Below are 11,825 nucleotides of genomic sequence, written 5' to 3'. Positions count from 1 at the left end.
CACCCATCATGACCGGACCCCAGTCCCAGATCTCCGCCGGCGGCGGCAGCGACAACCGCGACGACGAGGCCTTCGAGGCCGGCCAGGCGCAGCTCAACACCACCGGCACCGACGATCTTCTCGACGAGATCGACGGCCTCCTGGAGACCAACGCCGCCGAGTTCGTCCGCTCCTACGTCCAGAAGGGCGGCCAGTAAGTGATCTTCGCCCGCCGCATCATGGGCGTCGAGACGGAGTACGGCATCACCGCGGTCGCCGGTGACGGCGGGCGCTCGCTCACCCCCGACGAGATCGCCCGGTACCTGTTCCGACCGATCGTCGAGAAGTACTCCAGCTCGAACATCTTCACCCGCAACGGCTCCCGCCTCTACCTCGACGTGGGCTCCCACCCGGAGATCGCCACCGCCGAGTGCGACAGCCTGACGCAGCTGCTCAACCATGAGCAGGCGGGCGACCTCGTCGTCGACAAGCTCGCGCAACGCGCGGAGGAGGCCCTCGCCGCCGACCGTGTCGACGGCCGCGTCTACCTGTTCAAGAACAACGTCGACTCGGTGGGTAACTCCTACGGCTGCCACGAGAACTACCTCGTGGGCCGCCACCTGCCGCTGCGCAGCCTGGGCAAGCAGCTGCTGCCGTTCATGATCACCCGCCAGCTCATCTGCGGCGCCGGCATGGTCGGCCGTGCGACCGGCGGCTTCCAGCCCGGGTTCGTGCTCTCGCAGCGCGCGGACCAGGTGTGGGAGGGCATCTCCTCGGCGACGACGCGGGCCCGGCCGATCATCAACACCCGCGACGAGCCGCACGGAGACTCGGAGCGCTTCCGCCGCATGCACGTCATCGTCGGCGACTCCAACATGTCGGAGACGACCTTCGCGCTGAAGATCGGCTCGACGCTGCTCGTGCTCGAGATGATCGAGGCTGGTGTCACCCTGCCCGACTTCGAGATGGACAACCCCATCGGCCACATCCGCGACATCGCCCGCGACATGACCGGCTCCACCCCGCTGCTGCTCAAGGACGGCGGCACCGTCACCGCGCTCGAGGTGCAGGAGGCCACCCTCGCCGCCGCGACGCAGTGGCTGGAGGAGCGCCCCGACGAGGGCACCCCCACGGAGGAGCTGCGCCGCGTCGTCGACCTGTGGACCCGCCAGCTCACGGCCCTCCGCACGCAGGACTTCTCGCAGGTGGACCGCGAGATCGACTGGGTGATCAAGCTCAACCTGCTCAACCGGTACCGCGAGCGGCTGGGGGAGGACTGGACCCACCCGAAGCTGGCCCAGATCGACCTCACCTACCACGACATCCGCCCCGGCCGCGGCCTGTTCCCGCTGCTGGAGTCCCGCGGCATGGTGGAGCGCTGGACCACCGATGAGGCGATCGAGGCGGCCGTCGACACCGCTCCGGAGACCACCCGCGCCCGCCTGCGCGGGCAGCTCATCCACCGCGCCGAGGAACTGGGCGCACCCATCACCACCGACTGGGTCCACCTCAAGGTCAACGAGCCGGAATCGCGGCTGGTGGAACTTCTCGACCCGTTCGAGCCTGTTGACGCGCGCGTCGACGAGCTCCTGGCTTATCTTGATGACAACGCTGGGTCCTACCGGAGGTAGCAGATGGGCAAACAGGAACGGGCGGTCCACCGTCTGTTGAACCTCGTGTTCGCATTGCAGGACGCGGATCGCCGGGGCGGGCGCATGCTCACCCCGGAATGGATCCGCTCCCGCGTCGACGGTTACGGCGACTGTTCCGCCGACGCCTTCCATCGGCGTCTGCACCGGGACATCACCACGTTGGGCCGGGCGGGCGTGCCGCTGGAGCAGCGCAGCTCCGAGACCGGCGGCACCGCCTACCGCCTCCTCACCGACCGCTACGAGCTGCCCGAGGTCTCCTTCACCCCGGAGGAGTCCGCCGTCCTCGGGCTGGCGGGACACATGGGGCAGACGAGTGAGCTCGGCGTGTTCGCGCGTTCCGGCTGGACCAAGCTGGCCGCGGCCGGAGTGAGTCGCGACCTGTCGGAGGCACCGGTGTTCACCGCCGTCAACGACACCCATCGTCTGGATCCCGCGATCCTGGGCAACCTCATCACCATCATCCGCGAGGGCCTCCGGATGTCCTTCGACTACGTCGCGACGCCCACCTCCGAGCCGGTGCGCCGCACGATGGACCCGTGGGCGATCGTCACCCACCAGGACAAGCTCTACCTCATCGGCCACGACATCGATCGCGATGCGCCCCGCTGTTTCCGTGTCCTGCGCATCGCCAAGGTCTACGCCAAGCGGCAGGAGATCACCCACCCGCAGCCGGAGGAGGATCTGCAGAACATCGTCGTCGAGTCCCTGCGGGCACTCCACGCGCGTGTCGACGCCGTGCTCACCATCCCCGAGGGCATCGCCCACGAGCTCGCCGCCGTCGGCACGAAACGGGAGGACGGACGCACCGAGTTCCTCGACGTCGACCGCGCCTGGCTGTCGCGCACTGCCGCAGGGTTCGCCCCGGAGGTCATTGTCCACGAACCCGCCGACGTCCGCGCGGACGTCATCGCCCTGCTGAAGGGAGCCGCCCGATGAGCCGTTCCACCGATTCCGCCGGCAAGCTCGACTCGATCGTCCGCGCCCTCAACCTCCTGCCGTACTTTCAGGCGCACCCGGACCGCAGCCTCATGGAGGCCGCCAAGGACCTCGGGCGGGACCCGGCCGAGCTGCAGGAGGAGATCAACCGCCTGCGCTGCTGCGGCGTCGGCACGTGGCCGGAGGAGCTCGTCGACCTGGAGGCCGACTGGACGCGGGTGTCCATCACCAACTCGCAGGGCATGGACCGCCCGCTGCGTCTCACCCCGACCGAGGCCGGCGCCCTGCTGCTCACCCTCGAGTCGCTGGAGGGCATGCCCGGGCTCACCGACAGGGAAGCCGTGATCTCGGCGGCGGCCAAGCTCCGCGGGATCATGGACGACCGCGCCGTCGCCATCTTCGACACCCTCGCCGTCGAGGACCCGGCCGAGTCCACCCCGCAGGAGGTCCTGCGCGAAGCGGTCACCGCGGGACGTCGGGTGGCGTTCACCTACTGGTCGCAGTCCTCCGACACGACGACCCGCCGCGAGGTCGACCCCGCCAAGATCTTCGTCACCGAGGGGGAGACCTACCTGACGGCCTGGGACCGCGACGCCGATCAGCACAAGAACTTCCGTGCGGACCGCATGACCGACGTCGAGATCCTCCCGGAGCCGGCGACCCCGCACCTGGACGAGCTGCCCTTCGACCCGGCGGACCCCTTCGGCTACCGGATGATCGCCGCGCAGGCGGAGCTGCTCATCCAGCCGCAGCACACGTGGCTCGCCGACTATTTCCCCATCACGCTGGGGGAGACGGCCGCCGACGGCCGTGTCCACGCCCGCATGCCCGTCGGCTCGCAGGACTGGTTCATCCGCTTCGCTCTCGGCCAGTCCGATCGCCTCACCGTCACCGGTCCGGAGGACCTCGTCGCAGAGGTGCGCCGCAGCGCAGTTGCCGCGTTGACAGCGTATGATCAAGGCTCTACGTTCGACTCCAACCGAGCTTTCTCCTGAGAGGTAATACACACATGACTCCCGGCCCCTGGGAAATCCTGATCATCGTGCTCGTCGTCGTCCTGCTGTTCGGCGCGAAGAAGCTTCCCGACGCGGCCCGCTCCATCGGCCGCTCGATGCGCATCTTCAAGTCCGAGGTCAAGGAGATGGGCAACGACGATCAGCCGCAGCCGCAGCAGCCTCAGCAGGGTCAGATCGCCCCGCCGCAGCCCCAGCAGGATTTCTGGGATCAGCCGCAGAACCAGCCGAACCCGAACTACGAGCCGCGCCAGCAGCCGATGCCGGGCTACCAGCAGCCGCAGCAGGGTCAGCCGTACCCGGGTCAGCCCGGCCCACAGAACACGCAGCACCCCCAGCACCCGAACCAGCCGGGTCAGCAGAACCCGAACCAGTAGGGCAGGGGACGTAATCCACGATGTCCCAGACCGGTGACGCCACCCGGCGCCGTCTGCGGTTCAGCAGGAAAAAGAAGAAGAAGTCGCCCACCGGTGACATGTCCCTGGTGGAGCACCTCCAGGAGCTGCGCCGCCGGGTCATCATCTCGTTGCTCGCACTCCTCGCGGGCACGATCGTCGGCTTCATCTGGTACCAGCACGCCCCCTTCGGGACGATGCCGCTCGGTGAGATCCTCCGCGGGCCCTACTGTGAGCTGCCGCCGGAGTCACGCGCAGACTTCACCCGCGACGGGGAGTGCCGCCTGCTGGCCACCCGCCCCTTCGAAATGTTCATGCTCCGCCTCAAGGTGGGTGCGCTGGCCGGTCTCGTCCTGTCCTCCCCGGTGTGGCTCTACCAGATCTGGGCGTTCATCGTCCCGGGTCTGCACAAGAAGGAGCGGCGCTCGACGTTCACGTTCGTGACGCTGGCCGTCACGCTCTTCGTGCTGGGCGCTCTCATCGCCTACTTCATCGTCGGCTTCGCCCTCGAGTTCCTCATGACGATGGGCACGGAGTTCGCGGTGTCGGCCCTGACGGGCCAGGACTACTACAACTTCCTCCTCGGCCTGCTGGTCATCTTCGGTGTCAGCTTCGAGGTGCCGCTGATCATCATCATGCTCAACATCGTCGGAGTCCTCGAGTACCAGACGCTCAAGGAGAAGCGACGGATGATCATCCTCATCCTCTTCGTCTTCGCCGCGTTCATGACCCCGGGCCAGGACCCCTTCTCCATGGTGGTGCTGGCGGCCTGCCTGGTGCTGCTTGTGGAGATGGCGATACAGTTCACCCGCATCAACGACAAGAAGCGCCAGCGGGAGCGCCCCGAGTGGATGGACCTCGACGACGAGTCCGCCTCCCCGCTCAACACCGCCCCCGGCGGCACGGACGCCCCGGCGCCGATCTCCCGTCCCGCCCCGGTCGACGCCCCGCGCCCGACGCACACGAGCGGTTTCGACGACGTGCTGTAGTGATCCCACCCGTGACCTTCCTGGTCACGGGGTGTTTCCGTCGGTGCGTCCGGGGGCCTCGAGCCCGGACCGGCGTTTTCAGTAACGTGGGTCTCATGAACGACATGCATGTCACTCACCTCTCGGAGTTCGCCGCCCGCTTCTCCTTCCCTCTCGATGATTTCCAGCTGGAGGGCTGCCGGGCGGTGGAGGAGGGCCACGGGGTTCTCGTCTGTGCGCCGACCGGTGCCGGTAAGACGGTCGTCGGCGAGTTCGCGGTCTCCCTGGCACTGTCGCAGGGCACGAAGTGCTTCTACACCACGCCGATCAAGGCACTGAGTAACCAGAAGTTCAACGACCTGCGCGAGGACTACGGCGAGGACGTCGTCGGCCTGCTCACCGGTGACGTGTCGATCAACTCGAATGCGGAGATCGTCGTCATGACCACCGAGGTCCTGCGCAACATGATCTACGCGGGCTCCCCGACGCTTGACCGACTCAGCCACGTGGTCATGGACGAGATCCACTATCTGGCGGACCGGGAGCGGGGCGCCGTGTGGGAGGAGGTCATCCTCAACCTCGACGAGTCGGTGAACATCATCGGCTTGTCGGCCACGGTGTCGAACTCGGAGGAGTTCGGTGACTGGCTGTCCACCGTGCGCGGTGACACGAAGGTCATCGTGACCGACCAGCGTCCTGTGCCGCTCGAGCAGTGGATGATGGTGGGGCGCAAGATCTACCCGCTGTTCGAGCCCGGCACCGGCGGGGAGGTCAACCGGGAGCTGGAGCACGTCATCAACCGCATCCAGGCGGACGAAGCGGAGGAGGGCCGCGCCGACTACGAGTCCGGGCGGGGTTTCCGGGCCCGCGCCGCGGGTCGCCGTTCCGGCATCAAGCGCCCGGAGGACCGGCAGAAGCCGGTGGGACGTCCCGACGTCATCCGCGTGCTGCAGGGCCGCGACATGCTCCCGGCGATCACCTTCATCTTCTCCCGCGCCGGCTGTGACGGTGCGCTCTTCCAGTGCCTGCGCTCCAACCTGGTCCTCACCGATCACGAGGAGTCGCAGAGGATCGAGGAGATCATCGACGCCGGCGTCGAGGGCATCCCGGAGGAGGACCTGGAGGTCCTGCAGTTCTCCCAGTGGAAGGCCGCCCTCAAGCGGGGTTTCGCCGCCCACCACGCGGGCATGCTGCCGGCGTTCAAGCACATCGTCGAGAAGCTCTTCGTGCAGGGGCTGGTGCGCATGGTCTTCGCCACCGAGACCCTGGCCCTGGGCATCAACATGCCGGCGCGGTCCGTCGTGCTGGAGAAGCTGGTCAAGTTCGACGGCGAGGGCCACGTCGAGCTCACCCCGGGCCAGTACACGCAGCTCACCGGCCGTGCGGGCCGCCGCGGCATCGACGTCATCGGTCACGCCGTCGTCCAGTGGACCCCGGCGATGGACCCGCGGTCGGTGGCCGGCCTGGCGTCGACACGCATGTACCCGCTCATCTCCACCTTCGCGCCCGGCTACAACATGGCCGTCAACCTCCTCGGCATGATCGGTTTCGAGCCCTCCCTGCGCCTGCTGGAGAAGTCCTTCGCGCAGTACCAGGCCGACGGGTCCGTCGTCGACGACGTCCGCAAGATCGAGCAGGCCGAGCACCGGGTCCGCGAGCTGCGCTCGCAGCTTTTCGACGCCATCGCCACCTTCGCCCCGCCCGTCCGCGACGGGGAGGACCCCGCGGACATGCTCATGGAGTACATGCAGCTGCGCCGCGATCTCAGTGAGGAGGAGAAGGCCTCCCGCGTGCACTCCCTCGAGCAGCGGCAGCTGGAGACCGTCACGCTCCTCGGCAGGCTGCAGCTCGGGGACGTCATCGTCATGCCGGGGCGGAAGCACCCGGTGCTGGCCGTCGTGGTCACCCCGGCGAACCAGACGCGTGACCCGCGTCCGTGGGTCACCACCGAACAGGGATGGTCCGGGCGCATCGACGCCTCCTCCTTCAACAACCCGCCCCAGACCATCGGCCGCATGAAGCTGCCGCGCAGGGTGCTGGACAACCCGCGGCGCAACACCCGCTACATCGTCGACCAGTTCCAGCGGAACAGCTTCACACGCCCGAAGAAGATGCGCCAGAACGCTCGGGTGCGAGACTCCAAGAAGGTCGTCGCTCTGCGGGAGGCCATGCGCAACCACCCGGTCCATGCGTGGCCGGCCACCGACCGCGAGCAGCTGGCGCGGGTGGGGGAGAAGCTGGCCCGCCGCGAGCGGGAGCTGACGCGCCTCAACGCGCGCGTGGAGAAGGCCACCGACACCCTCGGCCGCCACTTCGAGCGCATCATCGGCCTGCTCTCCGAGATGAGCTACGTCGAGTTCGAGGGCACCGGCCCGGACCGCGTGCCGGTGATCACCCCGGAGGGCGAGCTGCTCTCCCAGATCCACAACGAGTCCGACCTGCTCGTCGCCCAGTGCCTGCGCCGCGGCATCTGGAACGAACTCGACCCGGCGGAACTGGCGGGCGTGGTGTCGCTGTGCACGTTCGAGAACCGCAAGGACTTCGGCGGTGAGGCGAACGCCGCCACCGACCGCATGGCCGAGGCGATGGACGCCACCGTGCGGATCTGGCAGGAACTGGCCGCGGACGAGCAGCGTCACCGGCTGCCCGTCACCCGCGAGCCGGAGGCCGGTTTCGCGCTGGCCATGCACCAGTGGGCGGCCGGCGCCCCGCTCGGTTACTGCCTCGCCGCCGCCGCGGAGTCGGGTGCGGAGATGACCCCGGGCGACTTCGTCCGCTGGTGCCGCCAGGTCATGGACCTGCTGGGTCAGGTGGCCAAGACCGCCTACACCGATGATGTACAGGCCAATGCGCGCCGCGCGATCGACGCCATCCGTCGCGGTGTCGTCGCCATCGGCAGCTAGGGGTCCGCTGAACCGTCCCGGGCGGAAGAGTAGACCGCGAAGCCTCCTTTTCGGCGTCGATGAGGGGACTTCGCGGCCTCTTCGGGCGCTCCTGACGGCTAGTAGGCCTCCTCCAGCGCCTCCACCGCCGCCCGGATGGCCCGCCGGTGGGCGGCCACCTGGGCGACGGTGGCCAGTCCGGTGTTGGCGCCGAAGGGGTCGGTGATCATCGACTGCACCGCCACGACCTCATCCCCGATGATGACGGGCCCGCCGGAGTCGCCCTTGACGGCCTTGGGGTTGTTGTGGAGGATCGCGGCGGAGGTGACGAAGGTCGCCAGATTGCGGCCCAGCGCGAAGGGGGTGCGCGCGATGACCCGCCCGAAACGCTCCCGCTTGCGGTGCCAGCTCTTCCCGAAGCCTTCGGTGCGGGTGGGGGCGAGCCAGGGGGCACCGTGCGTCGATAAGCGGAGGAGCTGCTTCGGTGGTGACGGGCGGTCCATCCGGAGGACGGCGATGTCGGTGCGGGGGATGCGCACGGCGCCGCGGATGCGGGCGTGGAAGAAGGCCCCGCCAACCTTGATCTCCCCGGTGCGCTCGCGCAGGAAGTGGGCGCAGCTGAGCACGTATTCGGTGGTGGCCTCGCCGCCCGTGAGGTCGGGGGAGATGAGCACTCCCGAGCAGTAGGAGCGGCCGGAGCTGAGGCGGACGGTGATGGCGTGCGACACGCTTTCCCAGCGTACCTACGATGGGGGACATGACTGATCTGTTTCCCACCGACGTGTACGCCACCCGCCTCGCCCGCGCCGCGGAGCTCTGCCGTGAGCAGGGGCTCGCGGGGCTCGTCATCGGGACGGGTCCGGAACTGGCCTATCTCACCGGGTCCTGGCTGTCCTCGCATGAGCGGCTCACGGCGTTGGTGGTCCCGGTGGAGGGGCGGCCGGTGCTGCTGGCCCCGCAGACGGACATCGGGGATCTGGCGCTGTCGGCGCTGCCACACCTGGATGTGCTCATCAGCGGCTGGGTCGACGGGGATGACGCGCACGCCCGTGCCGTGGCGGTGCTCGACGACGGTCCGGTGGCGTTGGGATCCTCGTTGACCACGCTGCATGTGCTGCGTCTCCAGGAGCTTCTCGACGCCCCCACCCTCCCCGCCGCCACCACCCTCAAGGAGCTGTTCATGCGGAAGGACGAGGCGGAGATCGAGCAGCTGGCGCTGGCCGCGGCGGCCATCGACCGGGTGCAGGAGCGGGTGCCGTCGCTGCTGCGGGAGGGGCGCACGGAGAACCAGGTGGCGGCGGATCTGCAGGCCCTCATCCTCAAGGAACATGATGTGGTGGACTTCGTCATCGTGGGGTCGGGGCCGAACGGGGCGAATCCGCACCACTCCCATTCGGCGCGGGTGTTGGAGACGGGTGACGTGGTGGTCGTCGACGTGGGCGGCACGCGGGGTCCGGGTTATCACTCGGACTCGACACGCACCTACGTCGTGGGCGGCGCCGGGGAGGCCCCGGCCGATGCCGCCGCGGCCTACGGGGTCCTGCAGGCGGCCCACGCGGCGGCGATGCGGCAGGCGCGTCCCGGGGTGACGGCGGAGTCGGTGGACCGGGCCGCCCGCGAGGTCATCGCGGAGGCCGGCTACGGGGAGTATTTCATCCACCGCACCGGACACGGCATCGGGCTGTCCACGCATGAGGAGCCCTACATCATGGCCGGAAACGACCTGGTCCTGGAGCCGGGGATGTGCTTCTCCATCGAGCCGGGCATCTATCTGCCGGGGCGGTGGGGAATGCGGCTCGAGGACATTGTTGTTGTGTCCGCAGATGGCGTAGAATCGCTGTCACATCAACAACGCGAACTGAGGTAGACACCATGAGCACCACCCGCGCTCTCTTCGTCGGACACGGCACCCCGATGAACGCCATCGAGGACAACGACTTCACCCGCACCTGGTCCGCGCTGGGGGAGGGCACCACCCCGCGCGCCATCCTCGCCGTCTCCGCCCACTGGTACACGAGGGGGACCGGCGTCACGGCCATGTCCGATCCCCGCACCATCCACGACTTCCACGGCTTCCCCCAGGAGCTTTTCGACGTCCAGTACAACGCCCCGGGTGATCCCGAGATCGCGGAGCTGGTGCGCGACGTAGCGAAGCCGACCCTCGTGCAGAACGACCACGACTGGGGCCTCGACCACGGCACCTGGTCCGTGCTCAAGCACATGTACCCGGAGGCCGACATCCCCGTCGTGCAGCTGTCCATCGACGCCACCAAGCCCCTGTCCGAGCACTACGATCTGGGCACCCGCCTGGCGCGCCTGGCCACCGAGCACGACGTCCTCATCGTCGGCTCCGGCAACGTCGTGCACAACCTCTCGCTCGTCGACTGGCACGGCGGCGACACCGGTTTCGCCTGGGCCGACGAGTTCGACGAGGCCGCCCGCGACATCATGCTCGGCGATCCCGACCGCCTCGCCTCCCTCCGGGAGCACGCCGGTTACACCCGCGCCGTCCCCACCCCGGACCACTTCCTCCCGTTGGCCTACATCGCGGGCGTCAGCGCGGCGACCGGCGGCAGCGTCGACGTGTTCAACGACCGTCGCACGATGGGATCGCTGTCGATGACGGGCTACCGGGTAGCGTCGTAGAGCATGAACGGCATCCTGCTCCTCGGCGGCACCTCCGACATCGGCCGCGAACTCGCCTCCCGACTGTGCGCCGGTCGCGAGGTCGTGCTCGCCGCCCGGCGGCGGCCCGCGGAACAGATGCTTCTCGACGCCGGCGCAACAGCCGTCCACCACCTGCCCTTCGAGGCCACCGACCTGGCCTCCCACCGCGCCCTCGTGGAGCAGGCGATCGAGCTCACCGGGGGAGTGACCACCGCCATCGTGGCCTTCGGCATCCTCGGTGACCAGGCCCGGGCGGAGCACGACGAGGCCCATGCCGCGGAGATCGCCACCATCGACTACACGGCGCAGGTCTCCATGCTCACGGTGCTCGCGGATCTGCTGCCGCAGGGGGAGATCGTCGCGTTCTCCTCCATCGCCGGGTGGCGGGCGCGGCGGGCGAACTACGTCTACGGCTCCACCAAGGCCGGCCTCGACGCCTTCTGCCAGGGTCTGTCCGACCGCCTCCACGGCAGCGGGCTCCGCCTGGTCACCGCGCGCCCCGGATTCGTCATCGGCTCCATGACCGAGGGGATGGATCCGGCCCCGCTGTCGGTCACCCCGGCGGAGGTCGCCGCCGCCGTCGCCGACGAGATCCGCACCGGACGCGGCTCCCGGACCCTGTGGATCCCGCGCCGCCTGCGCCTGCTGGCCTGGGTCATGCGCGTCGTGCCGCGCCCGATCTGGCGCCGGATGCCCCGCTAGGAGACCTCGTACTCGCCCTCGCCGAGCGCCAGGTACTCGATGTGCTCGTCCGCGGGCGCCCCGCACCGCTGCTCGCAGCCCGCGAAGTGGGTGCGCCCCTCCAGGCCACCCGCGACGGACTGCATGGCGTCGTGATGCACGTCGGAGCGCGCGAGCCCGCAGTTGCCGCAGGCGGAGACCTGCAGCAGGTCGGACCCGGCGTCGAAGATGAGGCCCAGGGGAGCCAGCGCCCGCACGACCTGCTCGGCGATGCCCTCCTCGAGGCCCTCGATCTGGATGAGCCCGTCCCGGCACAGACGCACCGGTGCCTCCACCACGTCGAGCATGCGGGCGATCTGCGTGCTCATCATCCCCAGGCGCAGGCCGGCCCCGAGCGTGACCAGACCGTCGGTCTGCCCCAGCCAGCCGATCTCGCCTTCCTCCGCGGTGACGGTGGTCGCGGGGCGGAAGCCGGGGACGTCGATAAGCAGGGGGCCGTAGAGCCGGACATGACCGGCATCGGTGATGTGGATGTGGCCGTCGCCGTGGGTGTCGGCGGCGCCGGCCAGGGGCTCCCAGGCACCGGGCGGGACGACACCGGAGTCGGGGGCGAGGTCGAGGTAGACGGGTTCTGCGCTCACGGTCGCTCATT

At 69.1% G+C, this 11,825-nt stretch carries 12 protein-coding genes; 10 read left to right on the top strand and 2 right to left on the bottom strand.

All coding sequences use genetic code 11. The features are described from left to right. Positions 1-8: 8 nt before the first annotated feature. From B9Y70_RS09045 to B9Y70_RS09015, 7 genes are all read left to right on the top strand, one after another. Entirely contained in the window at positions 9-197 is a 189-nt protein-coding gene (locus tag B9Y70_RS09045; protein ID WP_085549943.1) for a ubiquitin-like protein Pup, read from the top strand. A 21-nt stretch (positions 198-218) separates the two neighbouring features. After that, entirely contained in the window at positions 219-1,610 is a 1,392-nt protein-coding gene (pafA, locus tag B9Y70_RS09040) for a Pup--protein ligase (protein WP_085550025.1), read from the top strand. Between the two features lie 45 nt (positions 1,611-1,655). After that, positions 1,656-2,567: a helix-turn-helix transcriptional regulator gene (locus B9Y70_RS09035; protein WP_240309207.1), complete on the top strand. Its 912-nt coding sequence runs from the start codon at positions 1,656-1,658 to the stop codon at positions 2,565-2,567. Beyond that, positions 2,564-3,562, top strand: coding sequence for a helix-turn-helix transcriptional regulator (locus tag B9Y70_RS09030; RefSeq protein ID WP_085549941.1), 999 nt, complete (start codon positions 2,564-2,566; stop codon positions 3,560-3,562). The genes B9Y70_RS09035 and B9Y70_RS09030 overlap by 4 nt, the downstream gene beginning before the upstream one ends. Before the next feature lie 14 nt (positions 3,563-3,576). Next, a complete protein-coding gene (gene tatA / locus B9Y70_RS09025) occupies positions 3,577-3,957 on the top strand; it encodes a Sec-independent protein translocase subunit TatA (RefSeq protein ID WP_085549940.1) in 381 nt (126 codons plus the stop codon). A gap of 20 nt (positions 3,958-3,977) precedes the next feature. Then, entirely contained in the window at positions 3,978-4,964 is a 987-nt protein-coding gene (tatC, locus tag B9Y70_RS09020) for a twin-arginine translocase subunit TatC (RefSeq protein ID WP_420838445.1), read from the top strand. 104 nt (positions 4,965-5,068) lie between these two features. Then, the gene (locus B9Y70_RS09015) at positions 5,069-7,846 is read left to right on the top strand and encodes a DEAD/DEAH box helicase (protein ID WP_085550023.1); all 2,778 of its coding nucleotides are present in this window, start codon (positions 5,069-5,071) and stop codon (positions 7,844-7,846) included. 98 nt (positions 7,847-7,944) lie between these two features. Here B9Y70_RS09015 and B9Y70_RS09010 read toward each other — a convergent pair whose 3' ends face one another. Beyond that, the gene (locus B9Y70_RS09010; protein ID WP_085549939.1) at positions 7,945-8,553 is read right to left on the bottom strand and encodes a S1 family peptidase; all 609 of its coding nucleotides are present in this window, start codon (positions 8,551-8,553) and stop codon (positions 7,945-7,947) included. Between the two features lie 29 nt (positions 8,554-8,582). Between B9Y70_RS09010 and B9Y70_RS09005 the strand changes: the two genes are divergently transcribed. The 3 genes from B9Y70_RS09005 to B9Y70_RS08995 are packed head-to-tail and all read left to right on the top strand — an operon-like array spanning position 8,583 to position 11,194. Next, positions 8,583-9,692, top strand: coding sequence for a M24 family metallopeptidase (locus tag B9Y70_RS09005; RefSeq protein ID WP_420838444.1), 1,110 nt, complete (start codon positions 8,583-8,585; stop codon positions 9,690-9,692). Positions 9,693-9,697: 5 nt separating this feature from the next. Beyond that, positions 9,698-10,471, top strand: coding sequence for a 4,5-DOPA-extradiol-dioxygenase (gene ygiD, locus B9Y70_RS09000; RefSeq protein ID WP_085549937.1), 774 nt, complete (start codon positions 9,698-9,700; stop codon positions 10,469-10,471). A 3-nt stretch (positions 10,472-10,474) separates the two neighbouring features. After that, on the top strand, positions 10,475-11,194 hold the full coding sequence (locus B9Y70_RS08995) for an SDR family oxidoreductase (RefSeq protein ID WP_085549936.1): 720 nt from the start codon (positions 10,475-10,477) through the stop codon (positions 11,192-11,194). Here B9Y70_RS08995 and B9Y70_RS08990 read toward each other — a convergent pair. Further along, complete coding sequence (locus B9Y70_RS08990; protein ID WP_085549935.1) at positions 11,191-11,814, bottom strand: hypothetical protein; 624 nt, start codon at positions 11,812-11,814, stop codon at positions 11,191-11,193. The genes B9Y70_RS08995 and B9Y70_RS08990 overlap by 4 nt on opposite strands. Positions 11,815-11,825 lie beyond the last annotated feature (11 nt).

The organism is Corynebacterium pollutisoli, from assembly GCF_900177745.1.
Lineage (GTDB): Bacteria > Actinomycetota > Actinomycetes > Mycobacteriales > Mycobacteriaceae > Corynebacterium > Corynebacterium pollutisoli.
This window is presented reverse-complemented; position numbering and strand designations above follow the sequence as displayed.